Here is a 24874-nt window from a genome sequence, read left to right on the forward strand (position 1 = left end):
CAACACAGAGACCGTCCATGCCAGAATTCGTCCTTCCGCCGCCGCCGACCGCCTCGGTCGCCATTGCCGATTCGGCGGAACGGTTTGCCGTGCGCCGCATCTTCTGCGTCGGCCGCAATTACGCAGCACACGCGCGCGAGCTCGGCAATGACGAGCGCGACCCGCCCTTCTTCTTCACCAAGCCGGCCGACGCGGTTGTCGACAGCGGCGCCGCGATCCCCTACCCGCCGCTGACCTCGAACCTGCACCACGAGATCGAGCTGGTGGTCGCCATCGGCAAGGCGGGCTTCCGTATTCCGCGCGCCGATGCGCTCGCTCATGTCTGGGGCTACGGCGTCGGCGTCGACCTGACCCGCCGCGACTTGCAGGACCAGGCGAAGAAAGCTGCGCGTCCGTGGGATTGGTCGAAGGCCTTTGACCAATCCGCGCCTTGCGGCCCGCTGGTTCCGGCCGCGAAATCAGGGCATCCGGAGAAAGGCCGCATCTGGCTTGCCGTCAACGGCGCGGTGAGACAGGACGGCGATCTTGCCGAGCTGATCTGGCCGATCGCCGACATCGTCTCGATCTGCAGCGAGGCGGTCGAGCTGCGGCCGGGCGACCTGATCTTCACCGGCACGCCGGCCGGCGTCGGCGTGGTCCAGGCCGGGGAAAAAATCACCGGCGGTGTCGACGGCATCGGCACGATCGAGGTCACCATAGGGCAGCCGAGACGATGAGCGATCTCGTCCTCCACAATTACTACCGCTCCTCCACCTCATACCGGGTGCGGATCGCGCTGGCGATGAAAGGCCTGGACTATACATATGTGCCGCATCATCTGCGCCACGGCGAGCATCTCGAGCCCGCTTATCTCGCGGTCAACCCGCAAGGTCTGGTGCCGGCGCTGGTGCTGGACGACGGCCGGCTTTTGACGCAGTCGCTGGCGATCATCGAATATCTCGACGAGATTGAGCCTGAGCCGCCGCTGCTGCCGAAGGATGCGCTGGGCCGTGCCCGCGTCAGGATGCTGGCGCAGATGATCGCCTGCGACATCCACCCCGTGAACAATCTGCGCGTGCTGACATCGCTGCGCACCTTGTTCGGCGCCGGCGACGAGGATGTCGTCAACTGGTTCCGGCACTGGGTGAACGAAGGTTTCCAGCCGCTTGAAAAGATTCTCGCCTCCTCGCCCGAGACCGGCACCTTCTGCCACGGCGACACACCGGGCCTCGCCGATATCTGCCTCGCGGCGCAGGTCACCAACAACGCCCGCTTCGGCGTCGACATGGCACCCTATCCGGTGATTGCGCGCATCAACGCCGCCTGCATGGCGCTGCCGGCGTTCCAGAAGGCAGCGCCGCAGAACCAGATCGATGCCGAATAGGGAAGCCAAGGATCCGGACGAGGCAAAGGCACTCGCCGACATCGAAGAGTATGGCTGCCACATTCTCTATGTGCTGGAGGAGGACGAGCATCCGCCCTTCGCATACTCGGTCGGGATAGAGCACAATTTTGGCGTCCCGGAATTGGTCGTCATCGGGCTCAAGCCGGAGCTTTCGATGACCATTATCAACGAATACTGCAGACGAGTGCGCAGCGGCGAGAGGGTCCGCGTCGGTGAGCGGGCATCGGGTTTTCTGGGAGGTGGTTTCGACTGTCAGTTCGGTGCGGTCCACCCCGATCACTACCCCGAATATTTCGGCTGGGACATATGGTTCTACGACGGGCCGGATTTCCAGATTGTGCAGCTTATTTTTCCGTCGACGTCCGGGGTTTGGCCGTGGGATGCAGAAGCTGATGAATGGTTTCGCAAACGGCAGCCCCTTCTAGACCAACCACCGTTGCCACCTTAGTTCGGATCGTCGCCAACCACCTGCCATTGAACTGAGATATATGGAAGCAATCTTATGAAAGCCGTTGTCTTCGAAAAATTCGGCGAGGCGCCGACGATCCAGACCGTGCCCGATCCGAAGCCGGTCGCCGACGGCGTCGTCATCAAGGTCGAGGCGACCGGTCTTTGCCGCAGCGACTGGCATGGCTGGATGGGCCATGACGCCGGCATCACGCTGCCGCACATCCCGGGCCATGAGCTGGCCGGCGTCGTCGTCGCCGCCGGCAAGCAGGTCAGCCGCTGGAAGGCCGGCGATCGTGTCACGGTGCCCTTCGCCGTCGGCTGCGGCCGCTGCTTCGAATGCACCTCCGGCAATCATCAGGTCTGCGAGCATCAGACGCAGCCGGGCTTCACCGGCTGGGGCTCCTTCGCCGAATATGTCGGCATCGAGCATGCCGACACCAACCTGGTGCGCCTGCCCGACGCGATGGAATACGCCACCGCGGCAAGCCTCGGCTGCCGCTTCGTCACCTCGTTTCGCGCCATCGTCGACCAGGGCCGGGTGACGCCCGGCGAATGGGTGGCCGTGCATGGCTGCGGCGGCGTCGGCCTGTCGGCGATCATGATCGCCAGTTCGATGGGCGCCAACGTCATTGCCATCGACCTCACGGACGAGAAGCTGGAATTCGCCAAAAAGATCGGCGCGGTGGCGGCGATCAACGCCTCGACGACGCCGAATGTGGTCAAGGCCGTCAAGCAGATCACCAATGGCGGCGCGCATATGTCGATGGACGCGCTCGGGCACCCGACCACCTCGTTCAACTCGATCTCGAACCTGCGCCGGCGGGGCCGCCATGTTCAAGTCGGGCTGATGCTGGGCGAGCATGCCCGCCCGCAAGTGCCGATGGACAAGGTCATTGCCTTCGAGCTCGAAATCCTCGGCAGCCACGGCATGCAGGCCTACCGCTACTCCGCGATGATGGAGATGATCCGCACCGGCAAGCTGAAGCCCGAACTCCTGGTCGGCAAGAGGATCAGCCTCGAGGAAGCGCCCGCCGCCCTGATGGCGATGGGCGGCTTCGAGGGAATCGGTATTGGGGTGGTGACGAAGTTTGGATAGCTGCCATTCCACAAAAATTTGCGCGATCGCTTTACAACCAGCGTCAAATCTTGCACAATTTTAAGTAGATAACATCAGACGAACACGCATAGATTGAATTCATCAAATTCTCTTGGCCGAGGCCGGAAATGAGGCTGTTTCTGCTCTGTCTTTTGCTGCTGTGGCTTACGTTCAGTGCCCGAGCGCAGGACAATGGAGTTGGAGATCAATCATCAAATCAGGGCGATGAACCCGGGGCGGCAAAGGAATCCACTTTGCGGTTCGAAGATTTTCCGGCGAAAATCTTCCAAAAGAAGGCTGCGAGGAACATTCAAATTCGCCCCAATGATTCCTGGGCGCGGGCGGTTAAGCCGGATATTCGCGAAGCATTGAAACGAGGCGCTGATTTTGCCGGCCATTTTTCCGTTGTTTTGGTCAATTGCGGCAACGCTTGCATCGCTGCGCGCATGATCGATTTGCGCACCGGTCAGCTCTTTTGGATCCCAGGGGGCTACCAGTTGGATTTGGAATACTATCTGAGGAGCCGGCTGATGAGGGTTGCCTGGGCGCAGCCCTCCGAAAATCCGGTGTGCGTGCGTCAAGATTTCGAGTGGACGGGGCGGAAGTTCGTCAAGCGTTACGAGGATCGCGAAAACGTTGCCGATACCTCCTACTGCCCTCCTTTGCCGAACATAGGCAAGCAGCCTCGGTGAGCTCGGCGGAAGCGCTCACCGCGCAAACCTCTTCGCCCCGAACACGCAGGCCACGACGCCGAGCGTGACGACCACCATCATCGGGCTGACCTTTTCGCGCAGCAGGGTCGCCGCCAGCGCAAGGCCGAAGAAGGGTTGCAGCAATTGCAACTGACCGACGGCGGCGATGCCGCCTTGCGCCAGGCCGCGATACCAGAACACGAAGCCGATCAGCATGCTGAACAGCGAGACATAGGCGAGGCCGATCCAGGCGTTGGAACCGATGGCCGCGAAGGACGGCGGCAGCGTCGCGAGACTCAACGCCAGCATGACCGGCAGCGACAGCGCCAGCGCCCAGCAGATCACCTGCCAGCCGCCGAGCTTGCGCGACAGCTTGGCCCCTTCGGCGTAGCCCAGCCCGCAGACGATGATTGCGCCAAGCATCAGGCCGTCGCCGACCGGCGACGCGGTCACGCCTTGCGCCAGGGCAAAGCCGGCCACCAAAGCGCTTCCCAGGCACGAGAACAGCCAGAAGGCCGGGCGCGGACGGTCGCCGCCGCGCAGCACGCCGAAAATCGCGGTCGCCAGCGGCAGCAGGCCGACAAAGATGATCGAATGCGCCGAAGTGACATGTTTCAGCGCCAGCGCCGTCAGCAACGGGAAGCCGACCACGACACCCAGCGCCACGACGGCCAGCGAGACCAGATCTCCTCGCTCCGGACGTTTCTCGCGGAACAGCAGCAGCATCGCAATCCCGAGCAGACCGGCGATCGCCGCCCTGGCCGCCGTCAGGAAGGTCGGGTCGAAATCCATCACCGCCACCCGCGTCGCCGGCAGCGATCCGCTGAAGATCAGCACCCCGATGAAGCCGCTGAGCCAGCCGTCGAAACTCTTTTCCAATGATCTGCTCCGTTTGCGCTTCCGTAGCGGCGCGGGCCATGGTGTCGCCAGAGACAATGGAGTACAATTCTACAGAACTGTAATGGTCGGCAGGGAAGTACAGATGGACACATCGGGCCCAAATGCCAGCGGTGCCACCCTCGTCGAAACCGTCATGGCGGCAATCCGCCAGCGTATCGCGGCGCGCACGCTGACGCCCGGAGCCCGCCTGCCGTCGATACGGGCCATGGCCAAATCGATGCAGGTTTCGAAATCGACCGTGGTCGAAGCCTATGAGCGCCTCGCCGCCGAAGGCACGATCCGTTCGCGCCCAGGCTCGGGTTTCTACGCGGCCGGCCAGCTTGCGCCATTGTCGCTGGCCGAGATCGGCCCTCGGCTTGACCGCGCCGTCGACCCGCTCTGGGTGTCGCGGCAATCGCTGGAAGCGGGCGAGGAGATGCTGAAGCCCGGCTGCGGCTGGCTGCCGGCGTCCTGGATGCCGCAGGCCGGCTTGCGCCAGGCGCTGCGCAGCGCGGCCCGCGCGGACGACGTGGTGCTTGCGGACTACGGCACGCCGCTTGGCCTGCCGCCGCTGCGCCAATTGCTGGCAAGGCGCATGGCCGAGCATGGCGTCGAGGTCTCGCCGGACCAGATCATGCTGACCGACTGCGGCACCCAGGCGATCGACCTTTTGTGCCGCTACCTGATCGAGCCCGGCGACACGGTCCTGGTCGACGATCCCTGCTATTTCAACTTTCACGCGCTGTTGCGCGCCCATCAGGCCAAAGTAGTTGGCGTGCCTTATACGCCTTCGGGACCGGATATCGAGCTTTTCGCCGCCGCGCTCGCCGAGCTGCGGCCGCGCCTCTACATCACCAATTCCGGCATCCACAACCCGACGGGCGCGATCCTGTCGCCGGTCACCGCGCATCGGCTGCTCAAGCTCGCCGACCAGGCGGACCTCACCATTGTCGAGGACGATATCTTCGCCGACTTCGAGCACAGCCCTGCCCCCAGGCTCGCGGCCTTCGACGGACTGCAGCGCGTCGTCCAGATCGGCTCCTTCTCCAAGACGCTGTCGGCCTCGGTGCGCTGCGGCTTCATCGCGGCGCCCCCCGACTGGATGGAGGGCCTGACCGATCTCAAGATCGCCACGACATTCGGCGGTGCGCGGTTGTCCGCCGAACTGGTGCTGACCCTGTTGAAGGACGGCAGCTACCGCAAGCATGTCGAGCAGTTGCGCACGCGCCTGTCGCGCGCGATGGCCGAGACCGCCGGCCGGCTGAAGGCGATGGGCGTCACGCCCTGGATCGACCAGCCTGCCGGCATGTTCCTCTGGTGCCGCCTGCCCGACGGCATCGATGCCGCAGATGTCGCGCGCCATGCGCTTTCGGACAATGTAGTGCTGGCGCCCGGCAATGCCTTCAGCCTGTCGCACACCGCCGGCCGCTTCATGCGCTTCAACGTGGCGCAATGCGAAGATCAGCGCATTTTCAGGGCCCTGGACAAGGCGATGGCGGCATCGCGCCGCAAAGCCGCGTAGCGCGACCGTCGATTGCCCAGGCGATCTCGCGGGCTCAAAACCGGACGCCGGATTGCGCTTGCCTCCCGCCCTTCGGCCCAACCGGGCAATTGACAGGCCTCATCGCGCAAGGCATAGATAGACAGACCTGTCTTACTACCGTTGCTATCATGACCGAACCGACCAGAACGGACAAGCGCCGGCACATCGTTGAAACCGCCTATGCGTTGTTCAAGCGCTTGGGCTTTCACGCCACCGGCATCGACCGCATCATCGCCGAAGCCGACGTGGCCAAGATGACCATGTACCGGCACTTTCCCAGCAAGGACGATTTGATGGTTGAGGTCCTGGCCTACCGTGCGGGGCGCTTCGAGCGTCAACTCGACCGTCTCGCAGAACAGGCGGCCACGCCCGAACAGAAAATCGGCATAATCTTCGACTGGTACGGTCGATGGTTCCACAGCGCCGATTTCCACGGCTGCCTGTTCGCGCATGCCTTGGCCGAGTTCGGCGATCCGGCGCACCCGGTCTTTCAGGCCGCCGCCAGGCAGAAGAACGACCTCAAGCGGCGCATGCGGATGATCCTCGAAGAGAGGATGCCCGCCGACGAGGCCGACAGCACTTCGGCCGCCCTGCTGATGCTGATCGAAGGCGCGACGCTGATGGCCCGGATGGGGCAGCCAGACTTGGCCATTCGCGACGCCCGCAAGGCGGCAATGGCCATTCTCGCCGCGCGGGGGAGACCGCAATGAGCGCGACAGTCATCGGCCTGGCACTGTTCGCCGCGATCCTGCATGCCAGTTGGAATGCCTTCTTGCGAACCGGCAGCGACAGGCTGTGGACCGTCACGGTCATGAGCTTCTCGGCGACGATCGCCGCCGTTCCGCTGGCGATCTTCCATCCCCTGCCGATGTCATCGGCCTGGCCCTATATCGTTCTCTCGGCATGCCTTCAGGTCGGCTACAGCCTCTTTCTGGTGGCAGCCTACCGTTACGGTGAATTGGGACAGGTCTACCCGATCGTTCGCGGCTCGGTGCCGCTCCTGGTAGCGATTGGCGGTTTCATTGTGGCGGGCGAGCGCCTGAGCACGCTTCAGACCCTTGGCGTCGTTCTTGCCGCGCTCGGCATCATGAGCCTTTCGCTTGGCAAAGGGCGCGCGGCAACCACATCGATCCTGTATGCCCTGGCGACCGGCGCGATCATCGCCGCCTATGCGACGGTCGATGCCATCGGCGTCCGATCGGCGGGAAGCTCAGGCGCCTACACGGCCTGGGTGCTGTTGGTCTACGGCGTGCTGCTGCCGGTCACCTTCATCCTCTGCCGCGGCAAGCTCACGGTGGACTTTCGTTCGCCCGACGCGCTGAAGGCGCTTGGCGGCGGGATTTTCGCCCTGATTGCCTATGGCGCCGTGGTTGCGGCCTTCGTGCTCGGGCCGGCCGGTCCGATCACGGCCATCCGCGAGACGAGCGTGGTTTTCGCGGCGCTGATTGGACGGCTTTTCCTGGGAGAAACGCTGACGCCGAAGCGCATTGCGGCCTGCGGCGTTGTCGCGCTAGGTGCAATCTGCCTTGGCTATCATGGATGACTGCGGCCGAGAGGCTGTTTCGAAATTCGCTCTGGCGATGGCCGCCGGAGTAGAATTTCCAAACGGCCTCTAAGCGCCTGCCCGTTTGCGGCGCTCATACATCATCACCAGCGTCTCCGCGGTCAGCGCCGGCTTCTGCTCGCCTTCAATCTCGACGGTGTTGGCGGCCTTCATCAGATACTGGCCGGGGCCGCGATCTTCCATGGACAGCAGCGTGGTGCGCAGCCTGATGCGCGCCCCGGCCTTGACCGGCGCCAGGAAGCGCACCTTGTCGAAGCCGTAGTTGAAGGCGGCCTGCGTGTTTTCCGGCACGATGCCCATCTCCAGCGCCAGCGCGCCGATGATCGACAAGGTCAGATAGCCATGCGCGATCGTGGTGCGGAACGGACTCTGCCGCTTTGCCCGCTCGGGATCGACATGGATCCACTGATGGTCGCCCGTGCATTCGGCGAACTGGTCGATGCGCCGCTGGTCGACCGTCGTCCAATCGGACACGCCGAGCTCCTGCCCGGACATCGTGCGCAACTGTTCAAAAGTCGGCGGCGTTCTCCGCCGTGGTTCGGTCATTCCGGCTTTCCCGTCACTCTTGCCTGTCTCCCGACCATGAAGCGGCAGCCTCTGTCAATTCGCCGCTTCGCAATTTTCGCCGGTAGAGTTGAAGCTTTCACGGCAAGCGGAGAACGCGCCTGCGCATGGACCGGTTGCATCGCATGCGCGTCGACGATGGCCCGAAACCGCCGGATAACCTATTTCTTTTCGTAGCCGGCGCGGATTTCCGCCATCGCATCCCTGATCCGGTCGCGCAGGATCTCGATCGATTCAGTACTGGATTTCCGCACAAGGTCAGCCACTTCGCTGGCGTTCTTCAGCGTCGTCTCGAACGACTTGCGGGCAAATTCAGCCTGCTTGCTCATCAGATCCTGCGGGTTGCCGGGCGTCTGGTAGTTCTGCGCCATCCGCGTGATCTCGTTGATGGCATTCTGCACCATCTCATGCTGCCTCGCCAGCACCGAGGAGGCGCCGGCCGCGCCTGCCCTCGCCGACTTTTCCAGGGCTTCGAGGTTCTTGCGATGATGATCGAGGATCGCCTGGACATCGACATTCGGCAGTTTCAGGTCGCGGCCGAACCTGCTGAACATGTCGAGGAACGAGTCGGATTGCGGTTGTTTTGCCATGCCTGCCTCCCGTTTGCCGCGTTCGCGGCGTCCCAAGAGCAATTCCAGGAAAAGTGTGTAACGGTTAGGCTCGGCGACTTTGCCGTAGCCTTCCGTCCGGAATTGCTTAAGACCCAAGGCAGAATAGTGCACGCCGGGCCGGCGTCAATTGACCAGAAACAGCCGCTCCGCCGTATAGAGCGCCAAGCCGGCAAGCCCGCCGATGATCATGCCGTTGAAGCGGATATATTGCAGGTCCTTGCCGATATTCGTCTCGATCAGCCGCGTCAGCTGCACAAGGTCCCAGCGCTTGACCTGGTCGGCGATAAATGTCGACACGCCGCTCTTCTGGCTTTCCACGAACGAGGACAGCGCCACGACAAAGCCCTGGTTCATGTCGGCCCTGATCTGCGCGTCGTCGGCCAGATGCCGGCCGACCTCGACGAACATGTTGGCGAGGTGCTCGCGGATCGTCGACTTCTCCGCATTCGCGTCCTGCTCGATGAACAGGCGCAGGCTCGCCCAGGCATCGCCGGCCAGCGCCCTAACCTCCGGGCGGCCGAGAAAATCGCGCTTCAGCTTCTCGGCGCGCCTCGCATATTGCTTCGAGGTCCTGAGCCGCTCGATGAAGGCGAGCGCGAAACGGTCGAATTCGGCGCGCATCAGGTGATCGGGATCGGCCCTCACCTCATCCAGCAGCGAGCCCGCCGAAGCGACGATCTTCTTCAGGAGATACGCATCCGTGCGAAACAGGTTGAACAGCGACGGCAGTTCCTCGCGGATCTTTTCGCGCATGGTCGCCAGCGCCTGCTCGTCGTTGAGGAAACGTCCAACCACCCGCGTGAACTCATCGAACAGCTTCTGGTGGCGGCGATCGTCGGTCAGCGCCGATAGAAGGTCGGCGGCCAAAGGCGCCAGCGGCACTTTTTCGATCTGCTCCAGCATGCGGCTGGTGACGAAGTCGCGCAGGCCGGATTGCTCCACCGCCGTCAATGTCTGCGGCACCAGCCGCGCGACGAATCGCGACAGGCCGGCGGCTCGCTCGGCGTCGGCCAGCCAGTCGGCGACCAGAGCGGCGAAGTCGACCTCGGCGAGCTTTTCGCGCACCGGCTCCGGCGCCAGGAAATTGGCCTCGATGAAGCGGCCGAGATTGTCGGCGATGCGATGCTGGTTCTCCGGAATGATCGCCGTATGCGGAATGGGCAGCCCGAGCGGCCGCCTGAACAGCGCCACCACGGCATACCAGTCGGCGATGCCGCCTATGGTCGCCGCCTCGGCGAAAGCGGCAACGAAGCCGAGCCACGGATAGGCAGCCTGGAAGGACTTCGCCAGCGCAAAGACGAGGATGCAGAGCGCAAGCGCGGCCGCAGCGATGAACTTGGTCCGCCGCAGCGCCGAGCGCTTTGCCTGCGCATCGGTGTCGAATCGAACCGGCGCGAGAGCCGGAGCTGATTGAGACATGAAAAGGCCGTTTCCTGTTTGCACCCGCCTCTATCTAGTGCATGTCGCCCAAAAGTGCGCAGCGGTTTTGGGAAAACGACATGCATAAAAACAAAGACTTAAAGCGCGTCGCCTGAATCCGCTTCAGCGCGACGCGCATTATGCCTGCGCCTGCGAAGCGCTCGCTCGAATCTCAGGAGCCATATCGGGACGCCATCGGCGCGGGCGCGCACAAAAAGTTGACACGATTATTCAGCTATGGTCCGGTCCAGTCTGGAATTGTTCCAAACTATGGGCCATATTCGGCTTTAAGCTAATATTTTCGCGAGGATACCATGCGGCTCACGCGCCAGACCAATTATGCGATGCGCATCCTGATGTATTGCGCCGCAAATACCGACAGGCTGAGCCGCATCCCCGAGATCGCCGCCGCCTATTCGGTGTCGGAACTTTTCCTGTTCAAAATCCTGCAGCCGCTGGTCGAGGCCGGCCTTGTCGAAACCGTGCGTGGCCGCAACGGCGGTGTCAGGCTCGGCCGTCCGGCCGAGCAGATCAGCCTGTTCGATGTCGTGCGCGTCACCGAAGAGAGCTTCGCCATGGCCGAGTGCTTCGAGAACGACGCCGCCGAATGCCCGCTGGTCGACAGCTGCGCCCTGAATTCGGCGCTGCGCGAGGCGCTCAACGCCTTCTTCGCCGTGCTTTCCCGCTACACGATCGCCGACCTGATCGCCGCGCGCCCGAATGTGCGCCACCTGCTCGGCATCGACCTTCTGGAACAGCGCGCCCCGGCTGCCTAGGCGGCGGACTGCGGCAATACGAACGGCACGCTTCCGGCGGGCAGCGCGCCGACCTTCAGCCTGCAGTCGAACACGTTTTCGATCAGCTCGTCATTGAGCACGTCCATTGGTGCACCGGCTGCCGCCAACCGGCCGCGGGAGAGCACGAAAATCCGGTCGGCATACATGGCTGTCAGATTGAGGTCGTGCAGGATCGCCACCACGCCGCCGCCGCGCCGGGCGAAATCGCGCGCGATGTTCATGATGATGAGCTGGTGCTTGACATCGAGGCTGGAGACCGGCTCGTCGAGGAAGAGATAGCGCGGCCGCCCTTCCAGCACCGGCGCCCACACCTGGCAGAGCACGCGGGCAAGCTGCACGCGCTGCTGCTCGCCGCCGGAAAGCTCCTGGTAAAAGCGCCCGGCAAAGCCGTCGAGATCGACACGCGCCAGTGCCCGCTCAGGTAGCCGGGCATCCTCGCCGGGCAGCACGCCCGAGCGCCCGCCGATCAGGCCGAGGCGCACGATCTCGCGCACAGTGAACGGGAAGGACAGCGCCGTGGCCTGCGGCAGCACGGCGCGCAGCGTCGCCGCCTCCATCGGTTTCATCGAAGCGAGGTCGCGGCCGTTGAGCGTGACGGTGCCGGTATAGGCGAGCTCGCCGGTCAGCGCCTTGAGCAACGTCGTCTTGCCGGATCCGTTCGGCCCGACGATGGCCGAGACCTCGCCTGGAATCGCGGCGAAATCGACATGCGAGACGATGCGTTTGCCGCCGATCGCCACGGAGATGTCGCGCGCTTCGATCATCGCGGCCTCACAAATCGACGATGCCGCGCTTGCGCAGCAGGATCCACAGGAAGAACGGCGCGCCGGCAATCGCGGTGACGATGCCGATCGGCAGTTCGGCCGGCGCGACGATGGTGCGGGCAACCGCGTCGGCAAGCAGAAGCAGCGAGGCGCCGAGCAGAGCGGAAGCCGGCAGCAAATATCGGTTGTCCGGCCCGATCGCGAGCCGCAGGACATGCGGCACCACGATGCCGACGAAGCCGATGCCGCCGCTGACCGCGACCGAAGCGCCGACCGCCGCCGACACCCCGACGATCGCTATGTATTTCAACCGCTGCACCGGGATGCCCAGATGGCTCGCCGTCGCCTCGCCCAGCGCCAGCGCATTGAGGCCGCGCGACAGGAACGGCATCGCGGCCAGCGCCAGGATGATCACCGGTCCCACGGTGCCGACCTTCGGCCATGTCGAGCCGGCGAGCGACCCGAGCTGCCAGAAGGTCAGATCGCGCAGTTGCCGGTCGTCGGCCATGAAGATGAGGACGCCCGTCAGCGCCATGGCAAGGGCGCTGATGGCGATGCCGGCAAGCAGCATGGTGGCAACCGATGTCCGCCCCTGGCGCGTGGCGACGGCATAAAGCAGCAACGTCACCACCAGCCCGCCGAAGAAGGCCGCCAACGGCAAGGCGAGCGTGCCGAACGCAAGCGTGACGGGCGCAAGCCAGGTAGCGCCGAGCACGATGACGGCGACCGCGCCGAGGCTCGATCCGGCTGAGATGCCGATCAGGCCGGGGTCCGCAAGCGGGTTGCGGAACAGGCCCTGCATCACCGCTCCGGAAACCGCGAGCGCGGCCCCGATCAGCACCCCGAGCAAGACGCGCGGCATGCGGATGTCGTAGACGATCAGCTGGTCGCGCGCGGCAAGCGCCGCATCCGCCGGCACGGCCCCGGTGACCCAGTCGCGGATGACGCGGACGGCGGACGCATCGGAAGCGCCCGACGTCAGGGACAGGAACACGGAAAGGGTCAGCGCCAGGCACAAAAGCGCGATGACTGCCCTTGCTCGAGCCGAGCGGTCGCCCTCGGCCGCCACTACCCTGCCTGCCGCGCCGGCAATGGACTGTTGGAACATCGCCGCTCAGTCCGTGACCTGGTTGCCATAGAGCGCGACGGCAAGATCGTGGATCGCTTCGGCCGTGCGCGGGCCGAAGCCGAGCAGATAGCCGCCCCACATGCTGATCATCTTGCGGTTCGTGCCTGCCGGCGTCGAGGCGACGGCGGGATTGGCGAACAGCTCGTCTTCCGAGATCGGCGGCCCGCCGCCTTTCATCGTGAGGATGACATCCGGCCTGGCGCTGACGATCGCCTCGTCCGTCATCCCTTTGTAGCCGGAAAAGCCCTCGACGGCGTTGACCGCGCCGGCCAGCCTGATGATGCCGTCGGCCGCCGTGTCGCTGCCCGCGGCAAGGATCTTGCCGCCTTGCGTCGACAGCACGAACAACACGCGCTTGCGCTCCTTGATCGCAGCCGTCTGCTTTTCCGCCGCCGTCAGCTTCGCGTCCGTTTCTGCGGCGAGCTTCTCCGCCTTGGCATCGACCCCCAGCGCCTTGCCGACGATGCGGATCTTTTCGAGGATGCCCTCATGATTGTAGTGGTCCGGCACCTCGATGAAAGGCACGCTCGACTTCTTCAGCACGTCGACCGCTTCCTTCGGGCCGCTGCCCTGCAGCGCCAGGATTCCGGTCGGATTGACCGACAGAACGCCCTCGGGCGAGAGCGCGCGCATGTAACCGACATCCGGCAGCTTCGCCGCCGCCTCGGGATAATCGCTGGTCGAATCGCGGGCGACGAGACGGCCCTCCTCGCCGAGCGCGTAGACGATCTCGGTGATCGATCCGCCTACGGAGGCGACTCGCGAGGTGTTTGAAAAAACGGTTCTGCCTTCTTCCGCCTTGGCAGGTTGCATGGCGACGGCAAGCAGGACACCGAGCATCGGCGCAGCCGCCGCGCGGAAATTGAGAACAAAGCGCATTGGGTGCGGCCTCATGCAGCGGTCGGGCTGGGAATGCGCGGCAGTTTCTCGGCGAGAAAACGCCAGTCCTCGCGCTCGCTTTCGCCTTCATGACGCTTGCCGAAGAACTGGATGATCATGCCGCCATTGGCGTCATAGGCCTCCAGCGAGGTGACATGGCCGTCCTTGGTCGGCTTTCGCACCGCCCAGACCTCGTGGATGTGATCGGTCCTCAGATGCAGGTGGAAGGTCTCGTCGAGCACGTTGATCCACGGCCCCATCGGCTTGACCGACTTGACCGGGCCGGAATGGATCTGGATGCAGCCGCGATTGCCGACGAAGCACATGATGGGCATCTCGCCTGCAGCGGCGTGATGGAACATGGCGCTCACCCCATCATTGCCGAGCAGCCAGGCATAGTCCTGGCCCACCATGCGCACCGCCTCGCGGCGGCTGAGCTTCAGCGTCTTCAGCATGCCGAAGAACTGATGCACGTCGGTGAGTCGGCTCCAGCGGTCGCGCAGATCGTCGGTCGAGGCAACCGAACCCTGCCCCTCGCCCTCTCCTTCCGCGGCGCTTGGGAGGATCGCGACGATCGGTTCCTGGTTCGACGATTCGAGGCTCGCCACCAGTTTCTGGTAGGCATAGAGGTTGGAGGCCGGGCGCAGATGCACCTTGTGCACCGCCTCGCCCGCCGCGTCGAAGAACTGCAGGCTGCGGCGGATCTCGCCATCGTCGCGCTTCTCTACGGCGAAGCCATGCGCCCAGATTTTCGGGAAGATGCGCAGGTCGATGTTTTCGCCAAGCACCATGGCGTTATGGTTGCTGGTGACGACCTTGTCGTAGACGCCGATTTTCTCGTGCACCGCGCTTTCGTTGCGCGTCAGCGCCATTACCTCGCCGACCGCCTCGAGGCCGGTCAAAAGGTCGTTGACGCGCGGCTCGACACGCACCGCGCTGATGCCGCATTGCGCCGCGACCAGTTCCGCTTCCGAAATGCCCAGTTGCGCCGAAAGATCGCGCTCCCGCATTTTCGGATTTTCTTCTCGCGCCCGCCGGATTTCCTCCGGCGCCGGTTTTACGCGCTGGTCCATGTCGTTCACCTGTATTGCCTGATGTTCGTCCATCGCCCGCCGATGGCGGTCACTTGTTGAGGATCAGCTTGCCCTGGCGGGTGATCTTCAGACGATAGAGCGCGCCGTGATGCTCGATGCCGATCTCATGCTCGCCCTGGAACAGCGTGTTGCTGGAGAGCGTCCTCACCGCCAACGGCACCCGTTCGTAACGCATCTGCGTGTCTTCCGGACGGCGAACGCGATAGCGGAAATCGTTGGGATTGTGCGTGTTCATCGGGTCGGTCCCTTTCCTCTGACGGCCACCTTGGCCGCAGCCTCATAAAATGCCGATTCAATTCTTGACTCGAATAATCATGTTTACTAGTCAGTGCATTACCGGAGTAAATGAGTCAACATTTAAGACGCCGGACGTGATCAAAAATGCGAGCGAGCCAGTGGCCAGCCAGCTACGAGCCTGAAAATCTGGAGTTGGGGCATGGGGTTGGTTACTTGGGGACGGACGGGCCTGGCGGGCAATAATGCGGGTCCGGGCTTCCGATCGATGGCAAGCGGCATTGCCATCTTGATGGCCGGAGCGGCTGCGATCGCGATCAGCGTATCGGCGGCAAAAGCTCAACAGGTCGCGCGGCCGGCAGCCGACCAGCAGGCCGATCAGAAAGCGAAGGTTAATGAGGCGGCCGCCGCCGAAGGAACCCTTCTCGACAAGATCCTCGTCATCAGCCGCACGGGCGAAACGGCGATCCAGTCGCTGGCCTCGGCCAGCCATGTCGACCAGGAGCAGCTCGACCGCCGTATGGCGACCACGCCGAACGAAATGCTGCTCGGAGTGCCCGGCGTAGCCGTGCAGGCCGACGCGCGCCGCGTCTCTTCCAGCATCAACATTCGCGGCCTGCAGGACTTCGGCCGCGTCGCGGTCATTGTCGACGGCGCAAGGCAGGATTTCCAACGCTCCGACCACGGCACGCAGTCGACCTTCTATGTCGATCCCGAGCTCATCAAGTCGGTCGACGTCATCCGCGGTCCGGTCGCCAACACCTACGGCTCCGGCGCCATCGGCGGCGTCGTCTTCTTCGACACCAAGGACGCAGCCGATTTCCTCAAGCCGGAAGAGACCTGGGCCGGCTCGCTGACCGGGCGCTATGAAAGCAATGGCAAGGGCTGGACCACCAGCGCCACCGGCGCCTACAAGATCAACGACAACTGGGATGTTCTCGGCAACATCGTCTACCGCGACTATGGCGACTACAAGAACGGCGGCGGCGACACCGTTGCCGGCACCGGTTTCGACGTGCTGAGCGGCCTGCTCAAGACCGCCATACGCCCGACCGAAAACAGCGAATTGAAGCTTGGCTGGGTCGGCTCCAAGGACGGCTGGACCGAGACCAGCGGCGGCGTGCCCGCCAACGACGTCGACCTCAAGTCGAACACTTTTACCGCCCGCTACAACATCACCGACGATGCCAAGAGCTGGCTCGACCTCCACATCAACGCTTCCTACAACAAGACCAATCTCGACCTGACGACGCTCACCGCGCAGAACCGCTTCGATCCGACCACCGGCCTGCCCGTGGTGCTGCCGGCCGGCTCGCTGTCCACCTTCGATGTCGGCACGACCGGCATCGACATCTGGAACACGTCGCGCTTCGAGACGGCGAGTGTCGCCCATGAACTGACCTATGGCGGCGACTGGGTTGGCGACGATGTCGATACCGGCGGCAGCGCCGGCGGCGATAGTTTTTATACGCCGTCGGGCAAGCGCAACGTCTCCGGCGCCTACATCCAGGACAAGCTGACCTGGGAATGGCTCGAGGTCATTGGCGGCCTGCGCTACGACAATTACAGCCTGAAGGACGATACGAACGAGACCTCCGGCGACCGGGTGTCGCCGCGCATCACCGTCGGCATCTCGCCCTTTGAAACCGTCGGCCTGGCCGGCCTGCAATTCTATGGCACCTACGCCGAAGGCTATCGCTCGCCATCGCTGACCGAGACGCTGATCAGCGGCAACCATCCGGCCGGCGTCAGCTTCCCGTTCCTGCCCAATCCGAACCTGAAGCCCGAGACCGGCAAGACGATCGAATTCGGCGTCAACTACAAGCAGAACGACGTCATCGAGGGTGGCGACGCGCTGCGGCTCAAGGCCGCCTATTTCAACAACAATGTCGACGACTACATCGACGGCGTGACGCTCTCGCCCTTCGACCCGACCAGCGGCTGTCCGTTCGGCCCCGGCATTCCGATCTGCTTCCAGTACCAGAACTTCGCCAAGGCCAAGATCAACGGCTTCGAGCTGGAAAGCGTCTACGACGCCGGCTGGGGCTATGCCGGCCTGTCGGCCTCGATCATCAACGGCCACACCATCTCCTATGAAGGCGAGCGCGCCGACCTCGCCACCATCCCCTCCTCGCAGGTGACGGCTCAGCTCGGGCTGCGCTTCCTCGAGGACAAGCTGACCGTCGGCGGCGAGGTGCAGTACAACGGCAAGCCCAAGGGCAATCCGGTGGCCAAGGAGTTCACGCTGGTCAACGCCTTCGCCAGCTACCAGGCGACCGACAATCTCAAGCTCGACTTCCGCGCCGACAATCTGTTCGACGTCAAATACACCAACCCGCTCAACGGCAGCACGACCGCCGTCCTCTACGAGCCCGGCGTCACGCTGAAGCTGGCGGCAACCATGCGCTTCGGGGGCTGAGGGATGAAAAGCTCGACGACACCGCTTCGCCTCTTGACCTCGGCGCTGGCGATGTCGCTCGGTCTGGCGCCGGCGTGGGCCCAGTCCGCGCCGGCCCCGGCTCTCAGTCTCGAGCTCAATGCCGCGCAGCCTTCGGAAAAAGGCTGCCGGCTGACCTTCGTCGTCAACAACGCGCTCGGCGCCGACCTGTCGAAGGCCGCGTTCGAGATCGCGTTGTTCAATGAGGCCGGCGTTGTCGACCGCCTCACAGTGCTCGATTTCAAGGACCTGCCCGCCGGCAAGACCAAGGTCACGCGCTTCGACCTCGCCGGCGCCGACTGCGGCAAGCTCGGCCGCGTGCTGATCAACAGCGCGACCGAATGCGCCGGTACCGGCGTCGAGCCGGCGGCCTGCATGCGCGCGTTGAAGACATCCACCAGGACCGCCATCGCTTTCGGGGCCTGAACCGGTCATGGGGATGGAGCCGGCGCTCGCGCGCAACGCTGTCTTCTGGCCCTTGCCAGGGATCCGTATCGCGAAGCTTGCGGCAAGCGATCTTGATTTGACAATGTCCCGCTTGTCGCGGCAGCTTCCGGCCCGCGCCATGCAGGACACCAGCGACATTCCCGACACCGACAGCGTTTTGACGGCCGCTCCCGGCGAGGCGTTGGCCGGACCACGCCCGCGTGGCGAGCATGGCAAGTGGACGATGGCGATTGCCGCCTCATGCCTGGTCCACGGAGTGGTGGCCGTGGCCTTCCTGATCTCGCCGGGGTCGAAGGCCAATCTCCAGGATCCGACCCAGGCGGAAGGCAGCGACCGATCCGGCGCCAACGTTGCCGGCAGCGCCCTCAATCCCGAGCAGCAGTCGATCAACGTTGCCTTGGTGCCGCCTCCCCGGCCGCCGGTGAAACCGATGCCGCCAGCCGAAGCGGCGCCGCCGACTGAAAAGACGCCGCCGGTCAAAGCCGCGAAAACACGAGCCGAGTCCAACAAGCCCCCGGTCGATCCGGACATACTCGTCGCCGACGCGCCTCGAAACGACACCGACAGCGTAGCGCCGCACACGAAGTCTCCCGAACCCACCCCTGCTCAACAGCAGCAAAACCCCAGCCATCCGCCGACGCCGGCACAGCCGCCGGTCCCCGCCGCAAGGCCGGCGGCCGCTAACCCGCTAACGGCTGAAAAGAGCGGCGCTGCCGATGGTCAAACCCGGTCCGAGCCGGCGGTCAGCAAAGGCAAAAGGCAGAACGAGGCGGGCACCAAGGCGGAAGACAATTACCGCAGCGATGTGATCCGCAAGCTCGGCCGCGTCTACCGGGCCGTCCCGCCTTCGCTGCAGGCGTCGGCACGCAGCAACACGGTCGTCACTTTCGTCATCGGCAAACAGGGCACCATAGACGAGCTGCGTATCGTCGAAAGCTCAGGTTCGGACACTTTCGATCAGATCGTCCTTGGCTTCGTGCGCAAGGCGGCGCCCTTCCCTCCCATCCCGGCGAAGATCGGAAACCGCCTGGAATTCACCGGCGCGATCGGTCCGTTTTGAAGGCCTCTGCCCCCAGATCATCACCCTCGACTCGCCATTTCGAAAGGAAGCCAATGTACATCGCCATGAACCGCTTCAAGGTCCAGAACGGCTCGGAAGAAGCCTTCGAGGACGTCTGGAAGAACCGCGATTCCAGCCTCTCGGAGATGAAAGGCTTCAAGGAATTCCACCTGCTGCGCGGCCCGGTCAACGAGACCGAGGGCTACACGCTGTTTGCCTCGCACACGGTCTGGGCCAGCCAGGACGATTTCGTCGCCTGGACCAAATCGGAAAATTTCCGCGCCGCCCATCGCAACGCCGGCGGCTCGAAACTGCACTATCTCGGCCACCCGCAATTCGAGGGCTTTTCAGTTGTGGAAGGCGCTTAACACGCGCCTTCGATAGATCGTTTTTGCGCCTAAGCTGCGGCAAGCAGGCTGGCGTTCCCGCCGGCCGCCGTGGTGTCGACGCAGACCGCGCGCTCATGCGCGTAGGCCGCGGGGTTCAGCACTTCGCTGACCAGCGGCACGATCGGCCCGGCGCGCTCGGCGATCACCTTGCGCACGATTCGCGCCGCCTCCGGCGTGCCGGAGAAGGCGACGACATCGACACGCAGCGAGCGCGCCTCGACCGGGTGGGGCCGGCCGTCGATGGCCGCCAGCGGCAGACCCTTGCCGGTCAGCGCCGACAGCGCCGCCGGCGCGCCCGGCGCCACCGCCAGCACCGCATTGCCAGCCGCGAGCGCCTGGATCGTCTGGGCAAGCAGCGTCTCGGCATCCGGGCCAAGGCAAAGCACCCGGCCGCGCGGCGCCAGCGACAGCGTGTTGGCCTCGCCGGTCGGCCCGGGTAGGTCGACCTGGCCGAAATCGAGGCTGGCAGCGGCAGCGATTGCCGCCGCGCCCTTGCCGCGCAGATGCTTCCTCAGGATCGCCACGCGGTCCGGCCGCGTCGACCAGCCGCCGAGCGCCGGATCCGGCAGATTGTCGGCGAGCTCGGTCGCGGTCACCTTGTGGCCGTCGGCAACCTCGGTGCCGGCCTCCGGCCCCTTGCGGAAGCGGCGCAGATAATGCGGCCCGCCGGCCTTCGGGCCGGTGCCCGAAAGCCCCTCGCCGCCGAAGGGCTGTGAGCCAACCACGGCGCCGATCTGGTTGCGGTTGACATAGATGTTGCCGGCATGGATGCCGTCGACGAAATGCTGGACGCGGCCCTCGATGCGCGTATGCAGGCCGAAGGTGAGCCCATAGCCCTTGCGGTTGATGGCGGCGATCACCTGGTCGATCTCGTCGGCGTCGAAGGTCGCGACATGCAGCACGGGACCGAACACCTCGCGCTCCATCTCCTCGATGCCTTTGACGCGGAACACATGCGGCGCGACGAAGCGGCCGGAAGCCGGCGCTTCCAATTTCGCGATCAGCCGGCCCTCCAGTCCCTTCTTCTTGCAATAGTCGCTGATCGAAGCCTGCGCCTCGTCGTCGATGACAGGCCCGACATCGGTCGAGATGGCCCAGGGATTGCCGATGTTGAGCGCCTCCATCGCGCCTTTCAGCATCTCCAGCATCTTCTTCTCGACGTCTTTTTGGACATAGAGCACGCGCAGCGCCGAGCAGCGCTGCCCCGCACTCTGGAAGGCGGAAGCGAGTATGTCGCGCACCGCCTGCTCCGGCAGCGCGGTCGAGTCGACGATCATCGCGTTCAAGCCGCCCGTCTCGGCGATCAGCATCGCATCGGGCGCCGCGGTCTCGGCCAGTTGCTTTTCGATCAGCTTGGCGACCTCGGTCGAGCCGGTGAAGCACACGCCCGCGATGCGCGGATCGGCGGTGAGCGGCGCGCCGACCGAGGGCCCGTCGCCCGGCAGAAGCTGGATGACATCCTCCGGCACGCCCGCCTCGCGCAGCATCTCGACGGCGCGGAACGCGATCAGCGGCGTCTGCTCCGCCGGCTTGGCAATGACCGAATTGCCGGTGACCAGCGCCGCGGCGATCTGGCCGGTGAAGATCGCCAGCGGGAAGTTCCACGGCGAGATGCAGACGATCGCGCCGCGCGCCTCCGTACCCGCTTCGGCGTTCGCCGCCTCGGCCGCGTAGTAGCGCAGAAAATCGACCGCCTCGCGTACCTCGGCGACGCCGTCGGCCAGCGATTTGCCGGCCTCGCGGGTGGCGAGAGCGAAGAACTCGGCCGCATTGGCCTCGTAGAGGTCGGCGGCGCGGTTGAGGATCGCGGCGCGCTCGGCGACGGGGCGCTTCGCCCAGGCGGGCTGCGCGTCGACGGCGATGCGGACGGCGGTCGCCACCTGCTTGGCCGCCGCCTCATGCACGGTGCCGACGACCTCGTCGGGCTTGGCTGGATTGACGATCTGGCGCTGCTTGCCGTAGCCGGCGGCTCGCGTGACCGGCTTGGCGTGCCAGCGGTCCGCTCCGGCGAACTCCGCCCTCGCCTTGTCGATGGCCGCGAGCGTCACTGTGTCGCTGATATCGAAGCCCCTGGAATTGCGGCGTCCGGCGCCGAAGATCGCGGCGGGGCGCGCGATCGCCGGATTGGCGGCAGGACCCTGCGTCTCGACAACCGTGAGCGGGTCGCGCGCGATCTCCTCCGGCTCGACTTCCTCGTCGGTCAGTTGGTGCACGAAGGAGGAGTTGGCGCCGTTTTCCAAGAGACGCCGTACCAGATAGGCCAGCAGGTCGGAATGCGCGCCGACCGGCGCATAGATGCGGCAGCGCGTGCCCTCAGCCTGCCGCACGGTTTCATGCAGCGCCTCACCCATGCCGTGCAGGCGCTGGAACTCGAAGCTGTCGCGGTCCTTCGCCATCGACAGGATCGCCGCCACCGTGTGCGCATTGTGCGTGGCGAACTGCGGATAGATGCGGTCGGTCATCGACAGCAGTTTCTTGGCACAGGCGATGTAGGAGACGTCGGTGTTGGCCTTGCGGGTGAAGACCGGATAGCCGGAGAGCCCGAGCGTCTGCGCCCGCTTGATCTCCGTGTCCCAATAGGCGCCCTTGACCAGCCGCACCATGATCCGGCGGTCGTATTTCTTCGCCAGCGCATAGAGCCAGTCGATGGCGAAAGCCGCGCGCGGGCCGTAGGCTTGTACGACGACGCCGAAACCGTCCCAGCCGCCGAGCTCCGGCTCCGCCAGAACGCGTTCGATGACGTCGAGCGACAAATCGAGCCGGTCGGCCTCCTCGGCATCGATGTTGAGGCCCATGCGCGAATGCCGCGCGGCAAGCGCCAGCGACAGAAGCCGCTCGGCCATCACGGGCAGCATGGTCTCGCGCTGCGCCACCTCGTAGCGCGGATGCAGCGCCGAGAGCTTGACCGAAATGCCGTGATTGTAGCGGATGTCGGGGCCGTTCGAGCCGGAGTCGAGCGACGAGATCGCATCCGCATAGGCGCGGTGGTAGCGCAGCGCATCGGCCTCGGTGCGGGCCGCTTCGCCCAGCATGTCGAAGGAATAGAGATAGCCCTTCTGCGTCATCGGCCGGCCGCGCTTGACGGCCTCGGCGATGGTGCGGCCGAGCACGAACTGCTCGCCCATCTCGCGCATCGCAGCGGCGACCGCCTTGCGGATCACCGGCTCGCCCAGCCTGCGCACCATGGCGCGCAGCGTGCCTTCGATGCCGCCCTCGCCTTCGTCGAGCACGCGGCCGGTCAGCATCAGCGCCCAGGTCGAGGCGTTGACGAAGATCGAGCTGGTACCGCCCGAATGCGCCGACCAGTCATGCGGCGCGATCTTGTCCGCGATCAGATCGTCCATCGTCTCGGTATCGGGCACGCGCAGCAGCGCCTCGGCCAGACACATCAGCGCCACGCCTTCCTTAGTCGACAGGCCATAGGCCGAGAGGAAAACCTCCATCAGCCTGGGATCGGTCGAGCCGCGCACCGCGCGCACCAATTCGGCCGCGCGCGCCGAGATCGCCCTGCGCTCCTCGGCTGACAAGCCCGCCGTCGCCGACAGGCGCTTCACCGCCTCGTCTTCGTCGGGCAAATAATTGGCGCGGATCTGCTGGCGGATGGCGTCGAGCGGCATATCGGGTCCATAAAGCGAGCGTGAGCGAACGGTCTGGCGGCCGCCGGACCGAATGGCGCAAGCTAGCACAGCTGCGATTTTCAGTCGGTCCAAAGAAATCGACAAGATAGGCCAATTGAACTATCATAGACGCCGATCTCCCATCGTTACGGCTGCCAAATCCATGGCCGAAGACCAATTGGACCGCATCGACCGCAACATCCTGGCCGCGCTCGGGCGCGACGGCCGGCTTTCGATGTCGGAACTGGCTTTGAAGGTCGGCTTGTCGAAGACGCCGGTGCAGGCGCGCGTGAAGCGGCTTGAGAAGGACGGCTATATTCGAGGCTATCGCGCCGTCATCGACCGCGAACGCATGGGCGAAGGCCATGTCGCTTTCGTCCAGGTGAAGCTGTCGGACACGCGCTCGGCGGCATTGGACGCCTTCAACCGCGCGGTGCAGGGCGTGCCGGAGATCGAGCAATGCCACATGATGGCATCGAGCTTCGACTATCTGTTGAAGGTCCGCACCACCGACATCGCCGCCTATCGCCGGGTGCTCGGCGAGCGCATTTCCGCGCTGCCCCATGTCGCCCAGACGTCCACTTTCGTGGCGATGGAGACTGTCAAGGATCGTTAGTCCGACAACGTTTTCAAGAACGCCACCAGCGCCGCGCGCTCGCGCTCGGACAGGTCGAGCGGGTGCACCTCAGATACGCCTTCGACGCTGGGCGGCGCCTTCGAATAATGCGCCACCACCTCCTCGAGTGTCGCGAACTGCCCGGCATGCATGTAGGGCGGCCGGGTCGCGGCGCCCCTGAGCGACGGCGTCTTGTAGGCGCGCATGATTTGCGGCCCGTCCTTGACCATGAAGCGCAGCTCGCGGCAGGCGCTCTCGTCGCCGTCGCGGAATTTGCCAAGGCAGTTGAACGGGTCGGCGTCGACCTGCGCGACGGCATCCACGCGCCCGCGGTCCGGCGGCAATCCTTCAACCGGCGGCACCCCGGTGTTGTGGAAGCCGTTGTCGGTGAAGCGCGGCCCGTTGTGACAGGTCACGCAATTGGCCTTGCCGATGAACAGTTTCAGCCCGAGGATCTCTTCCGGCGAGAATGCAGCATCCCCTTCCGGCTTGGCGCCGGTACCGAGATCGATGGCAAAGCGGTCGAAGCGCGTCTGCTGAAGATCAATCGAACGCTCGAAGGCGGCGATGGCCTTGCCGATATTGGCATAGACGCGGTTGACGTCATCTTGCTGAGCGGCGGGCATGGCGCTCCACGCCGTTTTCTCGGCATCGGTGCCGAGCGGGCTGGCATTGGCCGGCACGGTGGAAAGGTCGGGCAGCGATCCGAAAATGCGCTCATAGCGCTCGCCGAACCGCTTCTTGATGTAATGCGCGAAGGCGGCCCGGTTGCCAGCCTGTTCCAGCGGGTTTTCAAGCGGCGTTAGCGCCTGCGCCCACAGGCTGTCGCGCCTGCCGTCCCAGAAGAACCACGGATTGCGCGCCACGCCCGCCAGCGGCATGGTGCGCCGGTTGGTGTGGCCGACGCCGACCGCCTGCGGCAGGTCGTCCTGGAACTGCCGGTCGATCTTGTGGCAGGTCGAGCAGGACACCGTGCCGTCACGGCTCATGCCGACATCGAAGAACAGGGTCGAGCCGAGCGCGGCAGCCGCCGGCGCATCCGCATACTGGTTCGTGGTGTCGGGTTTCAACGACGGCAGCGTGTTCAGCGCCAGTGACGCGATGGCCTTCTTCTCGGCGTCGCTGAATTGCGGCTCGCCGCAGCCGCCCAGCAAGGCAAGAGCGGCCAAGGCCAGCAGGCATGGAACGCTCGTCAGACGCCTCATCGCC

Annotated in this window: 25 protein-coding genes; 14 read left to right on the forward strand and 11 right to left on the reverse strand. The window is 64.8% G+C overall.

The genetic code is table 11. The features are described 5' to 3' along the window. Positions 1-17: 17 nt before the first annotated feature. The 5 genes from CK230_RS01275 (at position 18) to CK230_RS01295 (ending at position 3622) form a co-directional block, all read left to right on the forward strand. A complete protein-coding gene (locus CK230_RS01275) occupies positions 18-716 on the forward strand; it encodes a fumarylacetoacetate hydrolase family protein (protein ID WP_095815398.1) in 699 nt (232 codons plus the stop codon). Continuing rightward, entirely contained in the window at positions 713-1363 is a 651-nt protein-coding gene (maiA, locus tag CK230_RS01280; protein ID WP_095815399.1) for a maleylacetoacetate isomerase, read from the forward strand. The genes CK230_RS01275 and maiA overlap by 4 nt, the downstream gene beginning before the upstream one ends. After that, positions 1353-1832 (forward strand): DUF4262 domain-containing protein, encoded by a 480-nt coding sequence (locus CK230_RS01285; protein ID WP_095815400.1) that lies wholly within the window; start codon positions 1353-1355, stop codon positions 1830-1832. Before maiA ends, CK230_RS01285 begins: the two co-directional genes overlap by 11 nt. Positions 1833-1886: 54 nt before the next feature. Continuing rightward, complete coding sequence (locus tag CK230_RS01290) at positions 1887-2930, forward strand: zinc-dependent alcohol dehydrogenase family protein (RefSeq protein ID WP_095815401.1); 1044 nt, start codon at positions 1887-1889, stop codon at positions 2928-2930. A gap of 128 nt (positions 2931-3058) precedes the next feature. After that, a complete protein-coding gene (locus CK230_RS01295) occupies positions 3059-3622 on the forward strand; it encodes a hypothetical protein (protein WP_095815402.1) in 564 nt (187 codons plus the stop codon). Positions 3623-3637: 15 nt separating this feature from the next. Here CK230_RS01295 and CK230_RS01300 read toward each other — a convergent pair whose 3' ends face one another. Further along, on the reverse strand, positions 3638-4501 hold the full coding sequence (locus CK230_RS01300) for a DMT family transporter (RefSeq protein WP_095815403.1): 864 nt from the start codon (positions 4499-4501) through the stop codon (positions 3638-3640). A gap of 103 nt (positions 4502-4604) precedes the next feature. Between CK230_RS01300 and CK230_RS01305 the strand changes: the two genes are divergently transcribed. The 3 genes from CK230_RS01305 to CK230_RS01315 all read left to right on the forward strand — a co-directional run bounded on the left by CK230_RS01305 (position 4605) and on the right by CK230_RS01315 (position 7587). Beyond that, entirely contained in the window at positions 4605-6023 is a 1419-nt protein-coding gene (locus CK230_RS01305) for a PLP-dependent aminotransferase family protein (RefSeq protein WP_245429782.1), read from the forward strand. Positions 6024-6172: 149 nt separating this feature from the next. Next, positions 6173-6754: a TetR/AcrR family transcriptional regulator gene (locus CK230_RS01310; protein WP_095815405.1), complete on the forward strand. Its 582-nt coding sequence runs from the start codon at positions 6173-6175 to the stop codon at positions 6752-6754. Continuing rightward, complete coding sequence (locus CK230_RS01315) at positions 6751-7587, forward strand: DMT family transporter (protein WP_095815406.1); 837 nt, start codon at positions 6751-6753, stop codon at positions 7585-7587. Before CK230_RS01310 ends, CK230_RS01315 begins: the two co-directional genes overlap by 4 nt. A gap of 69 nt (positions 7588-7656) precedes the next feature. Here CK230_RS01315 and CK230_RS01320 read toward each other — a convergent pair whose 3' ends face one another. The 3 genes from CK230_RS01320 to CK230_RS01330 all read right to left on the reverse strand — a co-directional run bounded on the left by CK230_RS01320 (position 7657) and on the right by CK230_RS01330 (position 10202). Beyond that, positions 7657-8154, reverse strand: coding sequence for a MaoC family dehydratase (locus CK230_RS01320; protein WP_095815407.1), 498 nt, complete (start codon positions 8152-8154; stop codon positions 7657-7659). Positions 8155-8333: 179 nt separating this feature from the next. After that, complete coding sequence (phaP, locus tag CK230_RS01325; protein WP_095815810.1) at positions 8334-8762, reverse strand: TIGR01841 family phasin; 429 nt, start codon at positions 8760-8762, stop codon at positions 8334-8336. A gap of 144 nt (positions 8763-8906) precedes the next feature. Beyond that, positions 8907-10202, reverse strand: a complete 1296-nt coding sequence (locus CK230_RS01330) for a DUF445 domain-containing protein (protein WP_095815408.1) — start codon at positions 10200-10202, stop codon at positions 8907-8909. A 314-nt stretch (positions 10203-10516) separates the two neighbouring features. Here CK230_RS01330 and rirA point away from each other — a divergent pair, with 314 nt between their 5' ends. Further along, a complete protein-coding gene (gene rirA / locus CK230_RS01335) occupies positions 10517-10978 on the forward strand; it encodes an iron-responsive transcriptional regulator RirA (RefSeq protein ID WP_040982432.1) in 462 nt (153 codons plus the stop codon). On the opposite strand, the gene CK230_RS01340 is transcribed toward rirA, so the two are convergent. From CK230_RS01340 to hemP, 5 genes are read right to left on the reverse strand one after another with little or no spacing between them, the layout of a single operon-like run. Beyond that, complete coding sequence (locus CK230_RS01340; RefSeq protein WP_095815409.1) at positions 10975-11763, reverse strand: heme ABC transporter ATP-binding protein; 789 nt, start codon at positions 11761-11763, stop codon at positions 10975-10977. The genes rirA and CK230_RS01340 overlap by 4 nt on opposite strands. A 7-nt stretch (positions 11764-11770) precedes the next feature. Beyond that, entirely contained in the window at positions 11771-12871 is a 1101-nt protein-coding gene (locus CK230_RS01345; protein ID WP_095815410.1) for an iron ABC transporter permease, read from the reverse strand. A gap of 6 nt (positions 12872-12877) precedes the next feature. Beyond that, a complete protein-coding gene (locus tag CK230_RS01350; protein ID WP_095815411.1) occupies positions 12878-13771 on the reverse strand; it encodes a hemin ABC transporter substrate-binding protein in 894 nt (297 codons plus the stop codon). A gap of 11 nt (positions 13772-13782) precedes the next feature. Then, positions 13783-14844, reverse strand: coding sequence for a hemin-degrading factor (locus CK230_RS01355; RefSeq protein ID WP_095815811.1), 1062 nt, complete (start codon positions 14842-14844; stop codon positions 13783-13785). A 49-nt stretch (positions 14845-14893) separates the two neighbouring features. Further along, positions 14894-15100, reverse strand: a complete 207-nt coding sequence (gene hemP, locus CK230_RS01360; protein WP_040981784.1) for a hemin uptake protein HemP — start codon at positions 15098-15100, stop codon at positions 14894-14896. 267 nt (positions 15101-15367) lie between these two features. Between hemP and CK230_RS01365 the strand changes: the two genes are divergently transcribed. From CK230_RS01365 to CK230_RS01380, 4 genes are read left to right on the forward strand one after another with little or no spacing between them, the layout of a single operon-like run. Further along, positions 15368-17518, forward strand: coding sequence for a TonB-dependent hemoglobin/transferrin/lactoferrin family receptor (locus tag CK230_RS01365; protein WP_245429783.1), 2151 nt, complete (start codon positions 15368-15370; stop codon positions 17516-17518). Between the two features lie 3 nt (positions 17519-17521). Beyond that, positions 17522-17962 carry a hypothetical protein gene (locus CK230_RS01370; RefSeq protein ID WP_095815413.1) on the forward strand — a complete coding sequence of 147 codons (441 nt, stop codon included), beginning with the start codon at positions 17522-17524 and terminating at the stop codon, positions 17960-17962. A gap of 13 nt (positions 17963-17975) precedes the next feature. Further along, on the forward strand, positions 17976-19043 hold the full coding sequence (locus CK230_RS01375; protein WP_245429784.1) for a TonB family protein: 1068 nt from the start codon (positions 17976-17978) through the stop codon (positions 19041-19043). A 53-nt stretch (positions 19044-19096) separates the two neighbouring features. Further along, positions 19097-19411, forward strand: a complete 315-nt coding sequence (locus tag CK230_RS01380; protein ID WP_095815414.1) for an antibiotic biosynthesis monooxygenase — start codon at positions 19097-19099, stop codon at positions 19409-19411. 29 nt (positions 19412-19440) lie between these two features. Here CK230_RS01380 and putA read toward each other — a convergent pair whose 3' ends face one another. Then, complete coding sequence (putA, locus tag CK230_RS01385; protein WP_095815415.1) at positions 19441-23049, reverse strand: bifunctional proline dehydrogenase/L-glutamate gamma-semialdehyde dehydrogenase PutA; 3609 nt, start codon at positions 23047-23049, stop codon at positions 19441-19443. Between the two features lie 163 nt (positions 23050-23212). Here putA and CK230_RS01390 point away from each other — a divergent pair, with 163 nt between their 5' ends. Next, positions 23213-23665 carry an Lrp/AsnC ligand binding domain-containing protein gene (locus tag CK230_RS01390; protein ID WP_095815416.1) on the forward strand — a complete coding sequence of 151 codons (453 nt, stop codon included), beginning with the start codon at positions 23213-23215 and terminating at the stop codon, positions 23663-23665. Here CK230_RS01390 and CK230_RS01395 read toward each other — a convergent pair. Beyond that, positions 23662-24870: a cytochrome c peroxidase gene (locus CK230_RS01395; protein WP_095815417.1), complete on the reverse strand. Its 1209-nt coding sequence runs from the start codon at positions 24868-24870 to the stop codon at positions 23662-23664. The genes CK230_RS01390 and CK230_RS01395 overlap by 4 nt on opposite strands. Positions 24871-24874 lie beyond the last annotated feature (4 nt).

Source organism: Mesorhizobium sp. WSM3859 (assembly GCF_002295065.1).
Lineage (GTDB): Bacteria > Pseudomonadota > Alphaproteobacteria > Rhizobiales > Rhizobiaceae > Mesorhizobium.

Coding starts and splice junctions, on each gene's coding strand:
- CK230_RS01290 (WP_095815401.1), top strand. CDS start 1,887: ATGAAAGCCGTTGTCTTCGAAAAATTCGGCGAGGCGCCGACGATCCAG.
- CK230_RS01275 (WP_095815398.1), top strand. CDS start 18: ATGCCAGAATTCGTCCTTCCGCCGCCGCCGACCGCCTCGGTCGCCATT.
- CK230_RS01285 (WP_095815400.1), top strand. CDS start 1,353: ATGCCGAATAGGGAAGCCAAGGATCCGGACGAGGCAAAGGCACTCGCC.
- hemP (WP_040981784.1), bottom strand. CDS start 15,100: ATGAACACGCACAATCCCAACGATTTCCGCTATCGCGTTCGCCGTCCG.
- CK230_RS01375 (WP_245429784.1), top strand. CDS start 17,976: ATGGAGCCGGCGCTCGCGCGCAACGCTGTCTTCTGGCCCTTGCCAGGG.
- CK230_RS01330 (WP_095815408.1), bottom strand. CDS start 10,202: ATGTCTCAATCAGCTCCGGCTCTCGCGCCGGTTCGATTCGACACCGAT.
- CK230_RS01295 (WP_095815402.1), top strand. CDS start 3,059: ATGAGGCTGTTTCTGCTCTGTCTTTTGCTGCTGTGGCTTACGTTCAGT.
- CK230_RS01350 (WP_095815411.1), bottom strand. CDS start 13,771: ATGCGCTTTGTTCTCAATTTCCGCGCGGCGGCTGCGCCGATGCTCGGT.
- CK230_RS01320 (WP_095815407.1), bottom strand. CDS start 8,154: ATGACCGAACCACGGCGGAGAACGCCGCCGACTTTTGAACAGTTGCGC.
- CK230_RS01380 (WP_095815414.1), top strand. CDS start 19,097: ATGTACATCGCCATGAACCGCTTCAAGGTCCAGAACGGCTCGGAAGAA.
- rirA (WP_040982432.1), top strand. CDS start 10,517: ATGCGGCTCACGCGCCAGACCAATTATGCGATGCGCATCCTGATGTAT.
- CK230_RS01305 (WP_245429782.1), top strand. CDS start 4,605: ATGGACACATCGGGCCCAAATGCCAGCGGTGCCACCCTCGTCGAAACC.
- putA (WP_095815415.1), bottom strand. CDS start 23,049: ATGCCGCTCGACGCCATCCGCCAGCAGATCCGCGCCAATTATTTGCCC.
- CK230_RS01345 (WP_095815410.1), bottom strand. CDS start 12,871: ATGTTCCAACAGTCCATTGCCGGCGCGGCAGGCAGGGTAGTGGCGGCC.
- CK230_RS01355 (WP_095815811.1), bottom strand. CDS start 14,844: ATGGACCAGCGCGTAAAACCGGCGCCGGAGGAAATCCGGCGGGCGCGA.
- CK230_RS01315 (WP_095815406.1), top strand. CDS start 6,751: ATGAGCGCGACAGTCATCGGCCTGGCACTGTTCGCCGCGATCCTGCAT.
- CK230_RS01340 (WP_095815409.1), bottom strand. CDS start 11,763: ATGATCGAAGCGCGCGACATCTCCGTGGCGATCGGCGGCAAACGCATC.
- CK230_RS01365 (WP_245429783.1), top strand. CDS start 15,368: ATGGCAAGCGGCATTGCCATCTTGATGGCCGGAGCGGCTGCGATCGCG.
- phaP (WP_095815810.1), bottom strand. CDS start 8,762: ATGGCAAAACAACCGCAATCCGACTCGTTCCTCGACATGTTCAGCAGG.
- CK230_RS01370 (WP_095815413.1), top strand. CDS start 17,522: ATGAAAAGCTCGACGACACCGCTTCGCCTCTTGACCTCGGCGCTGGCG.
- CK230_RS01310 (WP_095815405.1), top strand. CDS start 6,173: ATGACCGAACCGACCAGAACGGACAAGCGCCGGCACATCGTTGAAACC.
- CK230_RS01390 (WP_095815416.1), top strand. CDS start 23,213: ATGGCCGAAGACCAATTGGACCGCATCGACCGCAACATCCTGGCCGCG.
- maiA (WP_095815399.1), top strand. CDS start 713: ATGAGCGATCTCGTCCTCCACAATTACTACCGCTCCTCCACCTCATAC.
- CK230_RS01395 (WP_095815417.1), bottom strand. CDS start 24,870: ATGAGGCGTCTGACGAGCGTTCCATGCCTGCTGGCCTTGGCCGCTCTT.